This is a genomic window from Parageobacillus sp. NEAU-HV-2, from assembly GCF_059115485.1.
Genome location: NZ_JBXUJJ010000001.1, coordinates 1 through 19237 on the forward strand (window position 1 = coordinate 1; position 19237 = coordinate 19237).

The 19237-nt window shown below is 43.3% G+C and carries 18 protein-coding genes and 14 tRNA genes; 27 read left to right on the plus strand and 5 right to left on the minus strand.

The genetic code is table 11. The features are described from left to right. The first annotated feature begins 53 nt into the window (after positions 1 to 53). The 14 genes from AC1WMD_RS00005 (at position 54) to AC1WMD_RS00070 (ending at position 1610) form a co-directional block, all read left to right on the plus strand. Positions 54 to 127, plus strand: a tRNA-Pro gene (locus AC1WMD_RS00005). Between the two features lie 13 nt (positions 128 to 140). Next, positions 141 to 216 (plus strand) — tRNA-Ala (locus tag AC1WMD_RS00010). A gap of 28 nt (positions 217 to 244) precedes the next feature. Further along, positions 245 to 318, plus strand: a tRNA-Met gene (locus AC1WMD_RS00015). Positions 319 to 325: 7 nt separating this feature from the next. Next, positions 326 to 402 (plus strand) — tRNA-Ile (locus AC1WMD_RS00020). A gap of 15 nt (positions 403 to 417) precedes the next feature. Further along, positions 418 to 510 (plus strand) — tRNA-Ser (locus tag AC1WMD_RS00025). Between the two features lie 30 nt (positions 511 to 540). Continuing rightward, a tRNA-Met gene (locus AC1WMD_RS00030) sits at positions 541 to 617 on the plus strand. A gap of 6 nt (positions 618 to 623) precedes the next feature. After that, a tRNA-Asp gene (locus AC1WMD_RS00035) sits at positions 624 to 699 on the plus strand. A gap of 297 nt (positions 700 to 996) precedes the next feature. After that, a tRNA-Thr gene (locus AC1WMD_RS00040) sits at positions 997 to 1072 on the plus strand. A 7-nt stretch (positions 1073 to 1079) separates the two neighbouring features. After that, positions 1080 to 1155: transfer RNA gene (locus tag AC1WMD_RS00045), tRNA-His, on the plus strand. A 6-nt stretch (positions 1156 to 1161) separates the two neighbouring features. After that, positions 1162 to 1232 (plus strand) — tRNA-Gly (locus tag AC1WMD_RS00050). A gap of 3 nt (positions 1233 to 1235) precedes the next feature. Next, positions 1236 to 1312: transfer RNA gene (locus AC1WMD_RS00055), tRNA-Ile, on the plus strand. 47 nt (positions 1313 to 1359) lie between these two features. Next, a tRNA-Asn gene (locus tag AC1WMD_RS00060) sits at positions 1360 to 1434 on the plus strand. 3 nt (positions 1435 to 1437) lie between these two features. Next, a tRNA-Ser gene (locus tag AC1WMD_RS00065) sits at positions 1438 to 1530 on the plus strand. 8 nt (positions 1531 to 1538) lie between these two features. Beyond that, positions 1539 to 1610: transfer RNA gene (locus tag AC1WMD_RS00070), tRNA-Glu, on the plus strand. A 240-nt stretch (positions 1611 to 1850) separates the two neighbouring features. On the opposite strand, the gene AC1WMD_RS00075 is transcribed toward AC1WMD_RS00070, so the two are convergent. Then, on the minus strand, positions 1851 to 2516 hold the full coding sequence (locus tag AC1WMD_RS00075) for a B3/B4 domain-containing protein (RefSeq protein WP_043903599.1): 666 nt from the start codon (positions 2514 to 2516) through the stop codon (positions 1851 to 1853). A gap of 70 nt (positions 2517 to 2586) precedes the next feature. Between AC1WMD_RS00075 and queG the strand changes: the two genes are divergently transcribed. From queG to yhbH, 5 genes are all read left to right on the plus strand, one after another. After that, positions 2587 to 3729 carry a tRNA epoxyqueuosine(34) reductase QueG gene (gene queG, locus AC1WMD_RS00080; RefSeq protein WP_043903600.1) on the plus strand — a complete coding sequence of 381 codons (1143 nt, stop codon included), beginning with the start codon at positions 2587 to 2589 and terminating at the stop codon, positions 3727 to 3729. Positions 3730 to 3788: 59 nt separating this feature from the next. Continuing rightward, entirely contained in the window at positions 3789 to 4655 is an 867-nt protein-coding gene (locus AC1WMD_RS00085; protein ID WP_043903601.1) for an amidase domain-containing protein, read from the plus strand. A 25-nt stretch (positions 4656 to 4680) separates the two neighbouring features. Next, the gene (gene trmL / locus AC1WMD_RS00090; protein WP_043903602.1) at positions 4681 to 5154 is read left to right on the plus strand and encodes a tRNA (uridine(34)/cytosine(34)/5-carboxymethylaminomethyluridine(34)-2'-O)-methyltransferase TrmL; all 474 of its coding nucleotides are present in this window, start codon (positions 4681 to 4683) and stop codon (positions 5152 to 5154) included. A gap of 317 nt (positions 5155 to 5471) precedes the next feature. Further along, on the plus strand, positions 5472 to 7367 hold the full coding sequence (gene prkA, locus AC1WMD_RS00095) for an ATP-dependent protease PrkA (protein ID WP_043903603.1): 1896 nt from the start codon (positions 5472 to 5474) through the stop codon (positions 7365 to 7367). Positions 7368 to 7612: 245 nt separating this feature from the next. Beyond that, complete coding sequence (yhbH, locus tag AC1WMD_RS00100; RefSeq protein WP_043903604.1) at positions 7613 to 8776, plus strand: sporulation protein YhbH; 1164 nt, start codon at positions 7613 to 7615, stop codon at positions 8774 to 8776. Between the two features lie 104 nt (positions 8777 to 8880). Here yhbH and AC1WMD_RS00105 read toward each other — a convergent pair whose 3' ends face one another. Continuing rightward, positions 8881 to 9627, minus strand: a complete 747-nt coding sequence (locus AC1WMD_RS00105; protein WP_494255702.1) for a DUF8580 domain-containing lipoprotein — start codon at positions 9625 to 9627, stop codon at positions 8881 to 8883. Between the two features lie 66 nt (positions 9628 to 9693). Between AC1WMD_RS00105 and AC1WMD_RS00110 the strand changes: the two genes are divergently transcribed. The 4 genes from AC1WMD_RS00110 to AC1WMD_RS00125 all read left to right on the plus strand — a co-directional run bounded on the left by AC1WMD_RS00110 (position 9694) and on the right by AC1WMD_RS00125 (position 12804). Next, complete coding sequence (locus tag AC1WMD_RS00110) at positions 9694 to 9870, plus strand: hypothetical protein (RefSeq protein WP_221927914.1); 177 nt, start codon at positions 9694 to 9696, stop codon at positions 9868 to 9870. 125 nt (positions 9871 to 9995) lie between these two features. Then, positions 9996 to 10940: an efflux RND transporter periplasmic adaptor subunit gene (locus tag AC1WMD_RS00115; RefSeq protein ID WP_043903606.1), complete on the plus strand. Its 945-nt coding sequence runs from the start codon at positions 9996 to 9998 to the stop codon at positions 10938 to 10940. A gap of 6 nt (positions 10941 to 10946) precedes the next feature. Further along, positions 10947 to 11657 (plus strand): ABC transporter ATP-binding protein, encoded by a 711-nt coding sequence (locus AC1WMD_RS00120; RefSeq protein WP_043903607.1) that lies wholly within the window; start codon positions 10947 to 10949, stop codon positions 11655 to 11657. Continuing rightward, positions 11635 to 12804, plus strand: a complete 1170-nt coding sequence (locus AC1WMD_RS00125; protein WP_260676104.1) for an ABC transporter permease — start codon at positions 11635 to 11637, stop codon at positions 12802 to 12804. Before AC1WMD_RS00120 ends, AC1WMD_RS00125 begins: the two co-directional genes overlap by 23 nt. Before the next feature lie 26 nt (positions 12805 to 12830). Here the strand turns inward: AC1WMD_RS00125 and AC1WMD_RS00130 are convergent, their stop codons facing one another. Continuing rightward, a complete protein-coding gene (locus tag AC1WMD_RS00130) occupies positions 12831 to 13010 on the minus strand; it encodes a hypothetical protein (RefSeq protein ID WP_043903608.1) in 180 nt (59 codons plus the stop codon). A 107-nt stretch (positions 13011 to 13117) separates the two neighbouring features. Between AC1WMD_RS00130 and AC1WMD_RS00135 the strand changes: the two genes are divergently transcribed. The 4 genes from AC1WMD_RS00135 to AC1WMD_RS00150 all read left to right on the plus strand — a co-directional run bounded on the left by AC1WMD_RS00135 (position 13118) and on the right by AC1WMD_RS00150 (position 16909). Further along, positions 13118 to 13789 carry a response regulator transcription factor gene (locus tag AC1WMD_RS00135; RefSeq protein ID WP_043903609.1) on the plus strand — a complete coding sequence of 224 codons (672 nt, stop codon included), beginning with the start codon at positions 13118 to 13120 and terminating at the stop codon, positions 13787 to 13789. 16 nt (positions 13790 to 13805) lie between these two features. Next, positions 13806 to 15029: a sensor histidine kinase gene (locus tag AC1WMD_RS00140; protein ID WP_043903610.1), complete on the plus strand. Its 1224-nt coding sequence runs from the start codon at positions 13806 to 13808 to the stop codon at positions 15027 to 15029. 302 nt (positions 15030 to 15331) lie between these two features. Next, a complete protein-coding gene (locus AC1WMD_RS00145) occupies positions 15332 to 15652 on the plus strand; it encodes a hypothetical protein (RefSeq protein ID WP_494255703.1) in 321 nt (106 codons plus the stop codon). Positions 15653 to 15931: 279 nt separating this feature from the next. Beyond that, positions 15932 to 16909, plus strand: coding sequence for a LacI family DNA-binding transcriptional regulator (locus tag AC1WMD_RS00150; protein WP_494255704.1), 978 nt, complete (start codon positions 15932 to 15934; stop codon positions 16907 to 16909). Between the two features lie 23 nt (positions 16910 to 16932). On the opposite strand, the gene AC1WMD_RS00155 is transcribed toward AC1WMD_RS00150, so the two are convergent. Both AC1WMD_RS00155 and AC1WMD_RS00160 read right to left on the minus strand, forming a co-directional pair. Further along, positions 16933 to 17613, minus strand: coding sequence for a response regulator (locus AC1WMD_RS00155; protein ID WP_043903614.1), 681 nt, complete (start codon positions 17611 to 17613; stop codon positions 16933 to 16935). A 12-nt stretch (positions 17614 to 17625) separates the two neighbouring features. Next, the gene (locus AC1WMD_RS00160) at positions 17626 to 19203 is read right to left on the minus strand and encodes an ATP-binding protein (protein ID WP_043903615.1); all 1578 of its coding nucleotides are present in this window, start codon (positions 19201 to 19203) and stop codon (positions 17626 to 17628) included. Positions 19204 to 19237 lie beyond the last annotated feature (34 nt).

The window sequence follows — 19237 nt, forward strand, 5'->3', positions numbered from 1 at the left end:
TCTGACTACGGATCAGAAGGTTAGGGGTTCGAATCCTCTCGAGCGCGCCATAGCGGGAAGTAGCTCAGCTTGGTAGAGCACATGGTTTGGGACCATGGGGTCGCAGGTTCGAATCCTGTCTTCCCGATTTTAGTCAATATGGGGCCTTAGCTCAGCTGGGAGAGCGCCTGCTTTGCACGCAGGAGGTCATCGGTTCGATCCCGATAGGCTCCACCATTTGGTTTAATATAATTTGCGGATTCATGGCGGCGTAGCTCAGCTGGCTAGAGCGTACGGTTCATACCCGTGAGGTCGGGGGTTCGATCCCCTCCGCCGCCATTATAATGGACCTTTAGCTCAGCTGGTTAGAGCAGACGGCTCATAACCGTCCGGTCGTAGGTTCGAGTCCTACAAGGTCCACCATATTTTCAATATGTTGGAGGAGTACCCAAGTCTGGCTGAAGGGGTCGGTCTTGAAAACCGAGAGGCGCCGCAAGGCGCGCGGGGGTTCGAATCCCTCCTCCTCCGCCATAGAGTTTATCAATTATTCCTTTCTATCGTCGCGGGGTGGAGCAGTCCGGTAGCTCGTCGGGCTCATAACCCGAAGGTCGCAGGTTCAAATCCTGCCCCCGCAACCAAAATATGGTCCCGTAGTGTAGTGGTTAACATGCCTGCCTGTCACGCAGGAGATCGCGGGTTCGAGTCCCGTCGGGACCGCCATTCCAAAAATATGCCTGCTTAGCTCAATTGGTAGAGACGAGCATAAGCCTCTGTGAATTAGCTTCGAGTTGTCCCGACGCATTCACTTCTGTGAATAAGCTGGCAGAGGAAGGGACACAAAAAAACTAAGGGTATATATCAATGTTTTTTATATCGGCTTAGCTCAATTGGTAGAGCAACGAGCCTAAGCTTCATCGAATAAGCTGCGAGTTGCCTCGACGCATTCAACATCTTTGAATATGCTAGCAGAGGAAGAGGCAACGAAAATAATTAGAGTATAGACGACAAATTCTCTATGCCGGCTTAGCTCAATTGGTAGAGCAACTGACTTGTAATCAGTAGGTTGCGGGTTCAAGTCCTGCAGCCGGCACCAGAATGTGGCGGCTATGGCGAAGTGGTTAACGCACCAGATTGTGGCTCTGGCATGCGTGGGTTCGATTCCCACTAGTCGCCCCATACTATGCGGGTGTAGTTTAGTGGTAAAACCTCAGCCTTCCAAGCTGATGTCGTGGGTTCGATTCCCATCACCCGCTCTTGGGCCTATAGCTCAGCTGGTTAGAGCGCACGCCTGATAAGCGTGAGGTCGGTGGTTCAAGTCCACTTAGGCCCACCATTGCATATTATCCGATAGTGAGTTAAACTATAGTTAGATTTCATCATTCCGCAATAGCTCAGCGGTAGAGCAACCGGCTGTTAACCGGTAGGTCGTAGGTTCGAATCCTACTTGCGGAGCCATACGGAGAAGTACCCAAGTGGCTGAAGGGGACGGTTTGCTAAACCGTTAGGTCGCAGTTTTGCGGCGCGCGGGTTCAAATCCCGCCTTCTCCGCCATTTAATATGGCCCGTTGGTCAAGTGGTTAAGACACCGCCCTTTCACGGCGGTAACACGGGTTCGAATCCCGTACGGGTCATCAAAGCACCGGAATAACTGGTGCTTTTCTTTTATGTATAAAAATATCGATAACAGGCAAAAAATGAAATTTGTCGAATTTTGCGTTTTATCGTTGCAATATCGTGCATTGTCTGCTATAATTAATGCTGTTAGTTCCATTGACAAGGAAAAAGCATACAGTGGCTCTTATTCATTCAGTTATATGGGGACAACGCAGTGTTTCGTTTCTAAAAAGAACGGGGCATTGCGTTTTTATTTTTTATATTAATAATTGAAACGACGCTTCTCCGCCATGAATTTGGAAAAACATGTTTTTTATTGATTCCAATATTTTTTCACATTGCTCCCGCTGCATGGAAGGTAGTAAATAGACAATTTGTATGGCGTTTTTTGTTTCTTTGGTTACAGCTGTCCGCTCGGAATCGACAATTGGGCTGCCGAAAGGTCCATGCATATCTTTCGACACAAGCTTGTGGGCAAAATTAACGGTACGTCCGTTGATCGCCATATATTCATCTTGTTCGGTTCCGATATCAATCGTAATCGGTCCTTCCAGTTTATCGAGGTCATAAATTCCGATTGGAATTTTATAATACAGTGAAAAGAAATTATTGACGTCCGCTGCGGAATGAATCGTTGGGATAAAACTTTTCTTCTGAATCCGCCGGTACAAGCTCTCGGAGGAAGGGCGGTATCTGCTTGGATCTGTTCCGATGGTTTTAAAGATTTTGCGCCATTCTGCCAACTCTGGGATGTCCGCAATGGCAGTTTCCTGCAGGTCAAAGTAAATCGATTCTTGAAATAATTGGAGTTTCCCTTTTAACATTTGCGGAGAATCGTCGACAACGATATGATGATAACGGATAATCCCTACTTTAAAGGTGGGGATCATTTGTTTAAGCGTGTCTGCAACAATCCCTTGCATGTATCTCACCTCAGATTTTTTTCTTTCATTGTACCATAAATGGTTAATTTTGACGAAAGGAGGGGTCACGGTGGATGTAACGGCGCTAAAACAGGAGATTATTGAATATAGCAAAATGATCGGCATTGATAAAATCGGCTTTGCCAGCGCGGATCCGTTTGTTGAGCTAAAGGAGCGGTTACGCCGTCAGCAGGAGTTAGGGTATCAATCGGGATTTGAAGAACCGGATATTGAAAAGAGAACAAATCCTTCCCTGCTTTTGCCGGAAGCAAAGTCGATCATTGCGATTGCTTTGGCATATCCGTCGAAAATGAGAAATGCTCCCCGCGGCACGAAAACGGAACGAAGAGGGATTTTCTGTCGGGCGTCATGGGGCAAGGACTATCACGATATTTTACGGGAGCGTCTTGAAAAATTAGAAACGTTTATTTTAGAAAAAGTGCCGCAAGCCCGTGTCAAATCGATGGTAGATACGGGGGAACTGGCAGACCGCGCTGTTGCCGAGCGCGCAGGAATCGGCTGGAGCGGTAAAAACTGCTCGATTATTACTCCTGAGTTCGGTTCTTATGTTTATTTAGGAGAGATGATCACCAATATTCCGTTTCCGCCTGATGAGCCTGTTGAAAATCGCTGCGGTACATGTACAAAGTGTATTGATGCCTGCCCAACGGGAGCGCTTGTGCAAGGCGGACAGTTAAATGCGCAGCGATGTATCGCATTTTTGACACAAACGAAAGGCTTTTTAGCCGATGAGTTTCGCAATAAAATCGGAAACCGCTTATATGGTTGTGATACGTGCCAAATGGTTTGTCCGGCAAATAAGGGGAAAGATTTTCACTTACATCCAGAGATGGAACCAGATCCAGAAGTGGCAAAACCAAAGCTGATTCCGCTTTTGCATATCAGCAATCGCGAATTTAAAGAGAAATTCGGCCCGGTGGCCGGATCGTGGCGCGGGAAAAAACCGATTCAGCGCAATGCCATTTTGGCTTTGGCACACTATAAGGATAAAACAGCCATCCCACATTTGTTAAAGCTATTAAAAGAAGACAGCCGTCCGGTCATTCGTGGCACAGCGGCGTGGGCGCTCGGGAAAATTGGCGATACAAATGTAATCCCGGATTTACAAGAAGCGAGCCAAACAGAAAAAGACCCGGAAGTCCTTGCCGAAATAGAAAAAGGCCTGCAATTGTTGCAAGCATCGAAAGAATAGAGAAAATTTCGCTCTTCCGTCACATAAGGTAATAACAAAAAAAGAAAGTGGGGAGCGACGTGAAAAAGCAACTGCAACATTTGCTGGAAACGCGGGCGCAGTTATTTGTTTCTGCCAGAGACGATATGATGGAAGAAGCGGTAGAGAGAAAACGGCGGTTGTGTGAAAAACGCGGGGCGGAAATAGTTCGTTGTACGATCCATTGCCAAGTTGCCGGCAAGCATGTAGTGGAAAATGAAGCGAGGCTTACTTATTATGCTCATTATCAGTTTTTGATCAAGCATGGCAATGAGATGTACGTCGAAGAGCAAATAGAGGAAAGACAGGCGTATTTTGTGGATGGAGAGTTAGCAAAAGATGAAAAGATAAGCAAAACGGATGGGGAACTGGAGCCCCCACGTTTAGAACGCGAGATGCCAGTAGATGAGCGAATTTCTTATGAATATAATCGGGCACAGGCGGTGCGTTATGCGGAAATATGGTGGAACAGCTATAATCCGGCGTTTCCAAAGTTTGACGTCGATTGCACTAATTTTGTGTCACAATGTTTATATGCCGGTGGGGCACCGATGACCGGGTATCCGAACCGCGCCAAAGGTTGGTGGTGCAAAAACAACAGTTGGAGCTATAGCTGGGCGGTGGCGCATTCATTCCGTTGGTATTTAAGCGGAGCGCGCGTTGGATTACAAGCAGTTGAAGTATCATCGCCGGAAAAATTGATGGCGGGGGATGTTATTTGTTATGATTTTCAAGGGAACGGCCGTTTTGACCATTCGACGATCGTTGTGGCGAAGGATAAAGATGGGATGCCGCTCGTAAACGCGCATACTACTAACAGCCGCATGCGTTACTGGTCGTACGAAGATTCGAGTGCGTACACGCCGAATATCCGCTATAAGTTTTTTCATATTATCGACCGAAAATAATGCTATTGTTTGAGGTGAATCAACTATGCCATTACATGTCGTATTGTACCAGCCAGAAATTCCAGCAAATACAGGAAACATCGCCCGCACTTGCGCGGCGACAGATACGGCGCTCCATTTGATTCGCCCGCTCGGCTTTTCTACAGATGATAAAATGTTAAAGCGCGCGGGGCTGGACTATTGGCCGTATGTCAATATTTCTTATTACGACTCGCTAGACGAGTTATTTGAGCGGTACCCGCATGGAGAGTTTTACTTTATCACGAAGTTTGGCAAAAAATATTATGATTCCTTTGATTTTAGTGATACCGAAAAAGACATTTTCTTTGTGTTTGGCCGGGAAACGACGGGATTGCCGAAAGACTTGTTGGAGGCAAATATGGATCGCTGCTTGCGCATCCCAATGAACGACAAAGTCCGCTCCTTAAATTTATCAAATACGGCAGCGATTTTGGTGTATGAAGCGCTGCGTCAGCAAAAATTTAACGGTTTATTTTAATAAAAAAACGACCTTCTGAAACGGAGGTCGTTTTTTTTGGCATTAATTTTTCACGCTTGGCTTATCTTCATAACCAGCTGTAAAGATCGCGGTTAAAAAAGCGACAATCACGCCTAATACAAGCAATGTACGCATCGTGATTCCTCCTTTACGAAATGATGGCCCTATCTCTCATTATAACGAATATGACAAGCCTTGTGAATGGAAGCGTGGTTGGAACCATCAGACAAAATTTTTTTTGCAACGAATCATACAGGACATCCTTGCATACATTGTAATAATCTTGCTGTTAGACATCAAGGATAAGGAGGTCCTTTATGGATATTTTAAAGAAAATTGCGCAATATCGGGAAGAAGAGGAACGGTTAAGATGGGAAGGAACGTTTGCGGAGTATTTAGAGATTTTGAAAGAAAAACCGTGGGTTGCTCAGTCCGCACATTCACGTGTTTATAATATGATTAAAGACGCTGGAGTAGAGGAAGTAAACGGAAGAAAACGGTATAAGTTTTTCAGCAGTCATTTGTTTGGATTAGAAGAAGCACTTGAACGTCTGGTGGAAGAATATTTCCACCCGGCAGCAAAACGTCTCGATGTACGCAAACGGATTTTGTTATTAATGGGACCTGTCGGCGGCGGAAAATCAACGCTTGTTACATTGCTAAAACGGGGGCTAGAGGAGTATTCGAAGACAGATCGCGGCGCTGTGTATGCGATTAAAGGCTGCCCGATGCATGAGGATCCGCTTCATTTAATTCCCCATCATTTACGTGACGATTTTTATAAGGAATATGGCATCCGCATTGAAGGAGAACTTTCGCCGTTGAACATGATGCGATTGGAAAAAGAATATGGCGGGCGCATTGAAGATGTGATGGTGGAGAGAATTTTCTTCTCGGAAAATAAACGTGTCGGCATTGGAACGTTCAGTCCATCGGACCCGAAATCGCAGGATATTGCTGATCTTACAGGAAGCATCGATTTTTCCACCATTGCTGAATACGGTTCAGAATCAGACCCAAGGGCTTACCGATTTGACGGGGAGCTAAATAAAGCGAATCGCGGAATTATGGAATTTCAAGAAATGCTAAAATGCGATGAAAAATTTCTCTGGCATTTGCTTTCCTTAACGCAAGAAGGCAATTTCAAAGCGGGACGGTTTGCGTTAATAAGTGCTGATGAATTAATTATCGCCCATACGAACGAAACGGAATATCGCTCGTTTATCGCCAATAAAAAGAATGAAGCGCTTCATTCGCGGATTATTGTCATGCCGATTCCGTATAACTTGCGCGTATCGGAAGAGGAACGCATTTATGAAAAAATGATCCGCGAAAGCGATGTCGCCGATGTGCATATTGCCCCGCATACGCTGCGAATTGCCGCCATGTTTACGATTTTGACAAGATTAAAAGAATCGAAACGGCCGGATGTTGATTTAATTAAGAAAATGCGCCTGTATGACGGAGAAATGATCGAAGGCTTTAATGAAGTCGATGTCGAGGAATTGAAAAAAGAACATCCGGATGAAGGAATGAGCGGCATCGACCCACGCTACGTCATTAACCGGATTTCCGCGTGTATTATTCGCAAGGAAGTTCCATCGATTAATGCACTGGATGTACTGCGTTCGCTCAAAGAGGGGCTTGATCAGCATCCATCTATTTCTAAAGAGGATAAAGAGCGGTATTTGAACTTTATTTCCCTCGTGCGAAAGGAATATGACGAAATCGCGAAGCAAGAAGTGCAAAAAGCATTTGTCTATTCGTATGAAGAGTCGGCGAAAACGTTGATGGACAATTACTTGGATAACGTAGAGGCATATTGCAATAAAACGAAGCTGCGCGACCCATTGACAGGGGAGGAAATGAACCCAGACGAAAAACTGATGCGTTCGATTGAAGAGCAAATTGGCATTTCTGAAAATGCGAAAAAGGCATTCCGGGAAGAAATTTTGATTCGTATTTCCGCCTATGCCCGGAAAGGACAAAAATTTGATTTCAATTCGCATGAACGGTTGCGAGAGGCGATTCAGAAGAAATTATTTGCTGATTTAAAAGATATAGTAAAAATCACCACTTCCACCAAAACTCCAGATGAGCAGCAGTTAAAGAAAATTAATGAGGTTGTGGCACGCTTGATTGATGAATATGGCTATAATTCCACGTCTGCCAATGAACTGCTCCGCTATGTCGGCAGCCTGTTAAACCGATAGCATGCCTAAAGCCATTAGGCATGCTTTTTTACTCTTCATTTTGACACAAATGCAGAAGAAATCGGGCTTGTCCGCTTAAAAAATTGAGTTTGTAACTTTCGTAATAATTTGTCAATTATTTTGATTTTTTGCATAGGATAGAGTAAAACAAACTGTCATTTATCCGTTACGTTTTTATGGCGCCAACATAAGTATATGCTGCAAAGAAAAAAGTGTGAAAACATTTTTGCTGAGGAGGGGAAAAAATGAAAGGGAACTTTATCGTATCAAAGGAAGACTGGTCCCTCCACCGGAAAGGACATGACGACCAAAAACGTCACCAGGAAAAAGTAAAGGAAGCGATTAAAAATAATTTACCGGATTTAATTACCGAAGAGAGCATTATTATGTCAAATGGACGTGACGTGATTAAAATTCCGATCCGTTCTTTGGATGAATATAAAATTCGTTATAACTATGAGAAAAATAAACATGTCGGCCAAGGGAACGGAGACAGCCAAGTTGGCGATGTGGTGGCAAGAGAAGGTGCCGGGGAGGGGCAGGGGCAAGGACCTGGAAAAGGGCAAGAAGCCGGTGACTTGCCGGGCCAAGACTATTATGAAGCAGAAGTATCGCTGATGGAATTGGAAGAAGCACTATTCAGCCAATTGGAGCTGCCCAATTTACAAAGAAAAGAAGCAGATCAAAACGCGGTGCAGCATATCGAATTTAATGATATTCGCCGCACAGGCCTAATGGGGAATATCGACAAAAAACGAACAATGCTCGCAGCATTTAAGAGAAATGCGATGAATGGAAATCCAAGTTTTTATCCGATCTATCGCGAAGATTTAAAATTTAGAACGTGGAATGAAGTGGAAAAACCAGAGTCGAAAGCAGTTGTTCTTGCGATGATGGATACAAGCGGCTCCATGGGATTGTGGGAAAAATATATGGCACGCAGTTTCTTCTTCTGGATGACCCGCTTTTTACGTACAAAATACGAAACGGTGGAAATCGCCTTTATCGCCCATCATACGGAGGCAAAAGTGGTTACCGAAGATGAATTTTTTACAAAAGGGGAAAGCGGCGGCACGATTTGCTCCTCGGCGTATCGGAAGGCGTTGGAACTCATTGAAACGAAATATCCACCATCGCGCTATAATATTTATCCGTTCCACTTCTCCGACGGCGACAACTTGACATCGGACAATGCCCGCTGCGTGAAGCTTGTTCAAGAACTAATGAAAGTGTCGAACATGTTTGGGTATGGAGAAGTTAATCAGTATAATCGACATTCGACACTCATGTCCGCTTACAAAAATATTAAAGATGAAAAGTTCCGTTATTACATTTTAAAGCAAAAGTCTGATGTGTTTTATGCGATGAAAACATTTTTCCGGAAAGAGGAAAATAAGGCATACGTATAACCCTGTTTCAAATAGGGGTTTTTCTTTTGTTTGCCGACATAAGAAAAGGTCCCGTTTGCATGCAGAAACGGGACCAATTTTCTTTTTGAAATGGAGAAAGTATTCTAATTGGACGAGCTGGTAGATTCATTTGAGTCTGTCGCTTCTTCGTCTGGCTTTGCTGAATCCGTTTTTCGTATCGTTTCCATCATTGCTAAAGCAGGCGCAAGCTCTTCTTTATCTTTTGGCGTTTGAATCGTCACCAGCATAGGAACAGGGCTACTTGCAGCGATGACATGAACCGTCATGTTTTCCGAGTGCGCTGTATACCAAGCGGCTCCTTTCAATGATTCTGGAAGATTGGTGCTGTCCTGGCGAACAGCATCGGCAGAAACTGCTTGCGCGTGTTCTTCCGCTAGTTTCGCATAATCTATTTCATTTCCTTCCTCATGAAGGAGACGGATTCTGACGGAGCTGTTATCGTGCAGCAACACATCGGAATGCGGTTCTTCGGCCTCAAGCTCCCAGCCTTTTAGTACATATAAGGAAAAGCCTTGGTTGTCGCTTGTTTTTAAAGAAGCAGTTTCTTTCACTTCTTTTCCATCAGCTATATAAGATAATTCCATTTCGGAAGGACGTGCTTCTTCTTGTTGTTTGTTTTCTTCTGTATTAGTGGTGCTGTTTTCGTTTTTAGAAGAAGGTTGTGATGTTTCTGATTGCCCTGTATGATCCGATTGCGTCGTTTCCGTTTGGTTTGTGCCGTTGTTAGAAGGATTCGGTTGTTTTACTTCATTTGTTTCTTTCGTGCCACACCCTGAAACAAGAGCGATCACTGTGATGGCAGTTATCAATGGTTTCCAAGTTAATTGCATCCATTATTCCCCCTTAAATATATATTACTTATTATACCAGTCGAAACATGAAGGAGAAAGATCGATATGAGACACAGAGATATTTCCAGCAACAACGGTACAGTGTGGGTAACGGTTGTTAACTATAAAATGCCATGCCTGCATCCGAGAAAAGAAGTAATTGAAAATGCGAAAAACATCGCGAACATGATCATCGGTATGAAACAGGGACTGCCGGGAATAGATCTCGGCATTTGTGAGTGAGGAACTTTTTTTCGTACATCACTTTCCGGCACTTGCTCTTTTCTGATGAAAGTTAAGAAAAAATTAAGAAACAGCCTACATAATAGGCTTATCCAAGTTACCTATAGAGAAAGAAAGGAGAATGGATGTTGAAAAAATGGGTGATGATTTTTATCGTTGCGATTGTAGTCATTGGAGGAGGTGTGTGGTTTTTCGCTAAAGGAAAAGAAGAACCGACGATGGCGCAAGTACCAACCGCTTCTGTGCAAAGAGGGAAACTGGAAGTGAAGGTGAGTGGTTCTGGGACGGTTCAGTCTGTTACGAGTACAGATATCAAAGCGAAGGATAACAAAAAAGTAGACGAAGTGCTTGTTTCTGAAGGCGAGAAAGTGAAGGAAGGACAAGAGTTGATCACATTTACGGACGGAAGTGATCCCATTACTGCGCCGGCAGATGGAACAATAACGTCGCTTAACGTAGCGGCAGGTGATCGTGTAACAAATGGACAAGTTGTCGCGCATATTACGAATTATGATGACTTGCAAGTAACAGTACAAGTCGATGAGTTAGATATTCCAAAAGTAAAAGTGGGACAAACGGCAAGTATCAAGGTAAATGCCTTTCCTGATACAACATATACGGGAAAAGTGACATCGGTTGCAAACGAAGGAACTGTTTCCAATGGCGTTTCGACGTTTGATGTGACTGTTCATATTAACAAACCCACCAATTTAAAAGTCGGGATGACAGCCGAAGCAAGCATTTTAGTTGAAAGTAAAGACAATGTATTATACGTGCCAATCGAAGCGGTTCATACAATGAACGGCCAAAAATTTGTGCTTGTGGCGAAAACATCGTCAGACGGAAGCAAGACTTCAGTTACACGGCAAATGGTTAAAACAGGAATTCACAATGAAGATGATGTAGAAATTACAGAAGGGATAACGGAAGGAACGATTGTCCAGTTACCGCAAGTATCCACATCGGCTTCCAATAACGGTCAAATGCGTTTTGGCCAGATGATGGGGGGAATGCCTGGCATGGGCGTTCCGGGAGGAATGAATCGTAGAACAATGAATGGAAGGAGATGATCGAGAATGGCCGCACCGATTATTCAAATTGAAAATATGACAAAAACGTATACGTTTGGTGGAGAAGTCGTTCATGCACTGCGGGACGTTTCTCTCCAAATTGAAAAAGGAGATTTTCTTGCGATTGTCGGTCCTTCTGGTTCAGGGAAGTCCACGTTTATGAATATGATTGGCTGTCTTGATCGTCCCGACTTCGGGCGCTATATTCTCGATGGAAAAGAAATAAATAAAATGACAGATAACGAGCTGGCGAAAATTCGAAACGAAAAAATTGGGTTTGTCTTTCAAAATTTTCATCTATTAGCGAGATTAACGGCATTAGAGAATGTCGAACTTCCCTTATTATACCGCGGAGTGAAAGCGAAGGAACGTCAAAAAATCGCTTATGAATGTTTAGAAAAAGTTGGTTTAAAAGATCGTACCCATCATTTTCCTAATCAGCTTTCTGGAGGGCAACAGCAGCGGGTTGCCATCGCTCGAGCGCTGGTCGGCAATCCACCGATTTTACTTGCCGATGAACCGACAGGGGCGCTCGACAGTAAGACGAGCAAAGAGATTATTCAAATTATGAAACAACTAAATGAACAAGGACATACGATTATTCTCATTACGCACGATTGGGAAGTGGCGAATGAAGCAAAGCGGATTGTTCGCATTCAAGACGGGCAGTTGTTTGAGGAAAGAGGTGATTTTGTTGGGACTTATTCCATCCATTAAAATGGCTTTGCGCAGCATTCAAGGCAATAAGCTGCGCTCGTTTTTAACGATGTTAGGCATTATTATCGGCGTCTCTTCCGTCATTGTTCTGATCTCGATTGGTCAAGGTTCGAGCGAGCAAGTAACCAACCAAATCAACCAGTTAGGAACGAACTTGTTAACGGTAAATGTCATGAATACAGATAGTGTCAAATTGACGATAGACGATGCTGAAAAATTTCGTGATATTCCAGGGGTAAAAGAAATTGCTCCCGTTGTGTCCGGACGGGTACATGTAAAAAATGGTACGACTTCTGCGCAAGTATCTCTCATTGGCACAACCGCTTCCTATCAAACAGTTCGCGATGTTCAGGTCCATCAAGGACGATTTTTATCTGATATTGATGTAGAATATCGACAAAAAATTGTTGTTTTAGGATCGGACACGGCACAAACATTGTTTGGGCTTGAAAACCCCATTGGACAATATGTGCAAATTGAAGGCACATCGTTTAAGGTAGTCGGAGTCCTTGCTTCGAAAGGCGGTTCGCTCGGACAAAGCGGCGATGATGTGATTATAATGCCGCTTTCGACTGCGCAGCGATTGGTAAAAAACACAAGTATTCAAACGATATACATTCAAGGAAAAGCAGCAGAACAGGTCAATTTTGTTATGACACAAGTAGAGAGAACATTAGCACGCATGTTTCCGAACAACCAAGACAGTTACAGCGTCTTTAATCAGCAAGATTTAATGGAGACGATGAGTTCGGTAACCAATACGATGACGATGATGCTTGGAGGAATCGCGGGAATTTCCCTCCTAGTAGGAGGAATTGGAATTATGAATATTATGCTTGTGTCTGTTTCAGAGAGAACGAAGGAAATTGGGATTCGAAAAGCAATTGGAGCGAAGCGAAGAGATATTTTATTGCAATTTTTAATTGAAGCTGTTGTGCTAAGCGCTTTAGGAGGAGTGATTGGCGTTGGACTCGGATTTATCATCGGAAAAGTGCTGGCAGCTACGATGGGGCTGGCGATTTCTTATTCTACTTTCGTTTCTCTGATTGCCTTTTTATTCTCTCTTCTTGTCGGAGTAGTGTTTGGCGTATTTCCTGCCAATAAAGCAGCAAAGCTTGATCCGATTCAAGCTCTAAGATATGAATAGAAAGCAAGGGGGAGGGAGACGAGTGACTAACGGCTAAAAAATGTTTTTCTGCCGAGAAATGCTTGCATTTCGATATCGCTAAGCGTTGCGGAACTAGTCAAGGCAGTAAAGAAAAGAAAGAGAAGGTGCCAATAGATCGCGAAGCCGAATGTTCTTTGCACGCAGAAGCCGATTGTCACTTCAAGGAAAAAGATTAGTTGACGCAAGAGGGTTCTCCTATCCAACAAATATGGAGAGTTCAGCCATATGAAGCGATCGCTTTTGGCGACCGCTTTGTTTTATTATTAGTTATAAGAGAAAGGAGGAGCAATCGATGAAACTGTTAGTTGTTGAAGATCATCTTGATTTACTTGAAGCGATAGTTGAAATTTTATCTGATGAGTTTGTTGTTGACAGCGCAACAGATGGTGAGGAAGGGCTATTTTTAGCATTGCAAAATATTTATGATGCCATTATATTAGATGTCATGTTACCGGGAATAGATGGTTTTGAAATTGTTCAACGAATCCGAAAAGAAGAGATTGAGACACCAGTATTGTTTTTAACAGCAAAAGATTCCCTCGAAGATCGGGTGAAAGGTTTAGATTTTGGCGGGGACGACTACTTAGTCAAACCGTTTCAAGCTCCTGAGCTGAAAGCACGCATTCGGGCATTATTACGGCGCAGCGGCGGTTTTACGACAAAACAGACCATTCGTTACCACGGGATTGAACTATTCGGAAAAGAAAAGGATATCATTGTAGATGGTCATCCCGTCAAAGTAACGGCGAAGCAGTACGAATTATTAGAGTATCTTATCCATAATAAGGGAATGATTTTAACGAAAGAACAAATCTATGATCGGGTATGGGGATTTGATTCAGATACAACGATTGCGATTGTCGAAGTGTTCATTCATCAACTTCGTAAAAAGCTGGAACCGTTTGGCTACCATACAGATATTAAGACGGTTCGAGGAGTTGGATATATGTTAACAGACGAATAGAGTAGGAGAGAAAACGATGTTCCAACGTACTCATCTTCGACTAACGCTGTTAAATTCGCTCGTTTTTTTCATTTTGATTAGTGTATTAGGAACAGTGTTGTATTCGTATATGCATGCCCGCTTGTATCAAGAAGTGGATGCAGCGCTTATGAGAGTAGCGGAACGAATAGCGTATGGCGGACCGTGGGAAAGGGACGTTCCTTTTGTGCGTGATCCGCGTGTGTTTATCGTGATTTGGAATGAAAAAGGCGAAATGATCAACCTGAATCGTGACACAACGATTTTCACTCAGGCACATATCGATCCTCCTAAACAAATCAATGAACTATACGATATGAATATTGAAAATTTCTATTTTCGGACGATTGCGATCGAAATGAATACGGAGCTCGGAAAAATAACCGTGCAAATTTTGCGAAATATCAATTCCGAAAGAGAAATTTTAGATCAGCTTTTGTTGATTATTGTGACCGGATGCGTAATCGGGGGGCTTTGTGCCATAGTAGCTGGATATTTTCTTGCGGGACGAGCGCTTGTACCGATTCAGCAGGCATGGCAAAAGCAACAACAATTTGTTTCGGATGCTTCGCATGAATTGCGAACTCCGTTAGCTGTAATACAAGCGAAAACGGATTTATTGTTCCGGTCTCCTTCCGCCACTATTAAAGAAAAAATTGACGATATCTCTGTCATTGCGAAAGAGTGTCGTCGCCTTTCACGATTAGTTGCTAATTTATTGATGTTAGCGCGATCTGATTCGAATCAAATCGAAATCAAAAAGGAACCGTTTCAGCTTGATGAGCTGTTAAAGGAAATTGTCGACCACTATGCAGAAATTGCTTCTTATCAACAAAAAGAAATCACGCTAGATGTGAAAACGCCTGTTCAATTTATAGGAGATAAAGAACGCATTCATCAATTGTTGATTATTTTGTTAGATAATGCGATGAAATACACGGAAGACGGAGGGCGCATTCATCTTTCTTGTCGTCAAACCGCTTCTTCGATCATTCTTGAGGTGCAAGATAATGGGATTGGCATTGCAAAAGAAGAGATTCCAAAAATTTTTGATCGGTTTTACCAAAGTGATAAAGCCCGTACGAAATCAGATGGAGCAGGATTAGGACTTTCCATCGCCAAATGGATTATTGAGAAACATAATGGAAAGGTCAAAGTGCATAGCGAATTAGGAAAGGGAACTCGCTTTGAAATAATCTTTCCGAAATATCCGAAAAGGTGAACGAACATCCACATGTCTCATGCAGAGTGTTTTTCTTTTGTAGGAGTGACGGCTTTTTCATTTTTCTACAAAAAGAGAATGTCTTTTTGTCTAAGATCGCCGATACTGATTTTGCGATATTACAAACCGTTTACTCACTGTCCTCTTTATTTAAGAAAAAGTTAAGGAAAAGCGAACATAATGAGTTTGTACACAATGAAGGGAAGGGTGAATGGTGAGTGAAAACGATACGAAAAATTCATTTCTAGATTGGTCTTCTCGCTTCTTTATTTTTATTTATTGAGTCATTAACGGGGCTCATCATGTATGTGAATGGAGAGGAGCGCGGGAGAATAGAAGGACTAAGAAACTTTAATAGGATGAATGGACAACCATTTTTAGAGGATTCACAAAACGGAAATAGATCGATACCGCCGGCTATTGGTCAGCGGAATCGTGATTTTCTGGATAGAGGAAGAGGAATCAATTCGTGGCAACGAATGGTTCGTGAACTTCATACCGGGCCAGTCGGGCTCGTGAGTTCGATTGGTATGCTCATCATGACAGGAACGGGTTTAGCCATTTCGTTCCATCTTTTGCTGACAAGACGAAAGATAAACAGACAAAAACGGCCTGTTACATAGAAAAACTAGCGATACTTTAACATTTTTCCCGAGAAGTCTCCCACCTCTCAATGAAATTTAGGTGGGAGAGATTCATATGCATTTTTATTATAATATTCCCGCTTCGCTTGGGGATTGGCTTCTAAAGCTATATAGGCTCCAATCCATTCCACCGCGCATAGAAACAAAATCGACAATATTCCGCTTATCATTGTTTTTTTCCTCCTTTATGTTGTTTGAGGATACAATAATGTATGAAACGCGTTTCAATGCAATAGTTTTTTGAAAAAAGGTGATACGATGGCAAATATCCGTGAAATCGCCAAAGAAGCAGGGGTTTCCGTGGCAACGGTGTCAAGGGTGTTAAACGGCTATCCTTACGTGCGGGAAGAGAAAAGAAATGCGGTATGGGAAGCGGTAGAAAAATTAAATTACACGAAAAACATTAATGCCGTTCATCTGGCGAAAGGAAAAACATCGATTGTCGGGGTCATGCTTCCCTACGTGAATCACCCGTATTTCGGCGCCGTATTGGAGGGAATATCAAAAGAGGCGCTTCGTCACCGGTACCACCTTTTGTTATTTCAAACGAATTATGATGTGGAAAAAGAATTAGAGGCGCTTGAGATGATGCGGATGAAACAAGTGGACGGGCTGATTGTTTGTTCGCATGTGGCGGAATGGGAAATCATTGCACAGTATAAGGAAGATGGACCGATTGTTTTATGCGAGGATGTCGGCGATCAAGATTTTTTATCCATCTACATTGACCATTATGAAGCGTTTGCTAAGGCGTTGCGCTATTTAATTCAGAAAGGGCACCGGCACATCGGTTATTGCATCGGAAGAACGACAGGGACAAATAGCAAAGCGCGGGAGATGGCCTATTATGACACGCTGCGGCAAATTGGTGTTGAGCCGCGAAAAGAGTGGATTTTTGATCATTGTTTGTACGTCGAAGACGGGAAGCGGGTGATCCAGCAATGGATAGGGATGTCGGAAAAGCCGAGCGCGCTGCTTGTATCGAGCGACCAAGTGGCGGCAGGCATTGTGTTGTGGGGGAGAAAAGAAGGAGTGAAGATCCCCGATGACCTTGCAATTGTTAGTTTTGATAATCACCCGATTTCCGAACCGCTTCAGATCACAACAATGGAGTTGCCGCTTGCGCTGATGGGAACAAAAGCATTTCGGCTTATTTATCATTACATCGAGACGGGAAATATCGTAAAGAAAAAAGAAAAATTACCCGTTCGCTTCATTGAACGTTCATCGGTATAAACAGAACATGGCAGCCGTTTTGCCTATATTTGTTTCATCATGTAGCGGTTAATTGGACGCCCAACTCCGCCGTATTGAACGTCGAGAGTGACTTCCCCTTTCTTTTCTAAGTATTCTAAATAGCGGCGGGCAGTTACCCGGGCGATGCCGACCCCTTCGGCCACTTCTTCGGCAGAAACAGGGGTTGCTTGTTTTCGGAGATAATGTACGATTTTTTGCAATGTCACTTCGTTTAAGCCTTTTGGTAGCCCGTCATGCGACAATGTTTGCTGTTCCGCTGTTTGCAAAAGAGCATCTAAATCTCCCTGTGTTAGCGTTTCTTTTTCGGCTAACGTTTGGCGAAATGCAAGGTAGTTTTCGAGCGCCTGTTTGAGGCGTTCAAATTTAAACGGTTTCATAATGTAATCAAAAGCGCCGTTTTGCAATACGCGGCGTACGGTATCGATGTCGCTTGCTGCGGTGATGGCGATGACATCGACTTCATACCCTTGCGAGCGAATTTCCTTCAATGTTTCGAGACCGTCTTTGTGGGGCATGTAAATATCGATAATCACTAAATCGGGATGAAGTTCACGGATTAACTGTATCCCTTCCACTCCATTCCCAGCGACGTCAATAACGGTAAACCCTTTCACTTGTTCGATAAATTGACGATTTACTTCCTGTACCATCGGATCATCTTCAATAAGCAGTACACGATACATTTTCCTCTCTCCCTACATGTCAAAGGTAATCGTAAATATCGTTCCTTTTCCTTTTTCCGATTTTACCTCAATGTGTCCCTTTCCTTTTTCTACAATATGTTTCACCAAATATAAACCGAGACCTCGCCCATTTTTACCTTTCGTCGAAAACCCTTCTTCGAAAATACGGTCGAGATGTTCTTCTCCAATGCCTTTGCCGTTGTCCTCGACCGAGAGAGAGCAAATTTCGTCATTTTGTTCAATGCTTACATATATTTCTTTTTCCCGATCTGTAATGCCTTGAAAGGAGTCAAATGCGTTTTCAATCAAGTTTCCAAGAATGACGACGAAATCATGATGGTCCAATGCAGGCGGAAAAGCATGCAGACGGCTATGACGGTCGATAATAACACGAATGCCCAACTCTTTGCCGCGGCGGACTTTACTCAGAAGCAGACCGGAAATGCTTTCGTCTTTAATATGTTTGCTTAAAAACCGGGTTAACTCTTCTTGTTCTTCTGTCACTTGAAAGACGTATTCAAGCGCTTTTTCTTGGTGCCCTAATTGAATTAATCCGGCAATCGTATGCAGTTTATTCATATATTCATGATTTTGCACACGCAAAGCGCTGACGAAAGCTTTAACACCTGTCAACTCTTCGGCCAGTTTCTTCACCTCAGTACGATCTTGGAAAATAGCGATGGCACCAACTGTTTTGCCGTTCACTCTTATTGGAATGCGATTGCTCCAAATCGTTAAGTTTCTTATCTGCAATTCTTTGTTATAAATAGGCTGGTTAATTTCTAATATTTCCGGCAGGCGCGTGTCGGGAATAACAGAGCGAATCGGTTTACCGATCACATCGCCTTCAACGCCGAGCATCTGTTTTGCCCGGTCATTAAAAATGGTGATTTTTTCATCACTGTCGATCGCAATGACTCCTTCATGCATCGCATTAAAGGCTTCGGTACGTTCGACAAGCAGCTTGGCGATTTCATGCGGCTCAAGCTGAAACATTTGCCGCTTAATATGGGAAGCAAGCAGCCAAGCGCCGATCCCACCGATGAGTAAAGAAAGGCATATGGTAATTAAAATTTCTTCTTTTAAAGCATAAATCACTTCGAAAAAAGTCGGCAATCGATATGCCGCAATGACGACGCCAATTTGTTGGTGATCTTGACTCATAATCGGGACGAACGCGCGAATGACAGTGCCGATTTCGCCGCGTGCTTTCGATGTGTAAGTATGTTCCGCAAAGGCAGGTCCTTCATCGGCGCCGCGGGAAACGCGTCCAATCATGGATGGGACGGGATGGGAAAGGCGGACTTTATTCATGTCAAGAACAACAATGTAATCGGCATTATGAATAATGCGAACGCGTTCAACAATGATGTTGATGGAAGATCGTTTTTTTTGGGTTCCGACAATATGTGATTTGATTTCGGGAAGCTCTGATACCGTCCGTGCCGTCAACAACGCCCGTTGTCTCAATTCCTCTTCTTTTGTATGAAAAAAGTCGCCGATGACAAACATTCCGCTTAACAATAAGGAAAAGCTAACGATAAAGAAAATTAAGATGGTGATTTTCCAGCGGATAGATAACCGGTGCATTGCTATAAATACCTCATCTTTATGAAAAATAATA

Excerpts from the sequence above, each read along its gene's own strand:
- trmL (WP_043903602.1), top strand. The coding sequence starts at position 4,681 with ATGCCATTACATGTCGTATTGTACCAGCCAGAAATTCCAGCAAATACA.
- AC1WMD_RS00075 (WP_043903599.1), bottom strand. The coding sequence starts at position 2,516 with ATGCAAGGGATTGTTGCAGACACGCTTAAACAAATGATCCCCACCTTT.
- AC1WMD_RS00160 (WP_043903615.1), bottom strand. The coding sequence starts at position 19,203 with ATGCACCGGTTATCTATCCGCTGGAAAATCACCATCTTAATTTTCTTT.
- AC1WMD_RS00110 (WP_221927914.1), top strand. The coding sequence starts at position 9,694 with ATGAGACACAGAGATATTTCCAGCAACAACGGTACAGTGTGGGTAACG.
- AC1WMD_RS00135 (WP_043903609.1), top strand. The coding sequence starts at position 13,118 with ATGAAACTGTTAGTTGTTGAAGATCATCTTGATTTACTTGAAGCGATA.
- AC1WMD_RS00120 (WP_043903607.1), top strand. The coding sequence starts at position 10,947 with ATGGCCGCACCGATTATTCAAATTGAAAATATGACAAAAACGTATACG.
- AC1WMD_RS00150 (WP_494255704.1), top strand. The coding sequence starts at position 15,932 with ATGGCAAATATCCGTGAAATCGCCAAAGAAGCAGGGGTTTCCGTGGCA.
- AC1WMD_RS00105 (WP_494255702.1), bottom strand. The coding sequence starts at position 9,627 with ATGCAATTAACTTGGAAACCATTGATAACTGCCATCACAGTGATCGCT.
- AC1WMD_RS00155 (WP_043903614.1), bottom strand. The coding sequence starts at position 17,613 with ATGTATCGTGTACTGCTTATTGAAGATGATCCGATGGTACAGGAAGTA.
- prkA (WP_043903603.1), top strand. The coding sequence starts at position 5,472 with ATGGATATTTTAAAGAAAATTGCGCAATATCGGGAAGAAGAGGAACGG.
- yhbH (WP_043903604.1), top strand. The coding sequence starts at position 7,613 with ATGAAAGGGAACTTTATCGTATCAAAGGAAGACTGGTCCCTCCACCGG.
- AC1WMD_RS00115 (WP_043903606.1), top strand. The coding sequence starts at position 9,996 with ATGTTGAAAAAATGGGTGATGATTTTTATCGTTGCGATTGTAGTCATT.
- AC1WMD_RS00145 (WP_494255703.1), top strand. The coding sequence starts at position 15,332 with ATGTATGTGAATGGAGAGGAGCGCGGGAGAATAGAAGGACTAAGAAAC.
- AC1WMD_RS00140 (WP_043903610.1), top strand. The coding sequence starts at position 13,806 with ATGTTCCAACGTACTCATCTTCGACTAACGCTGTTAAATTCGCTCGTT.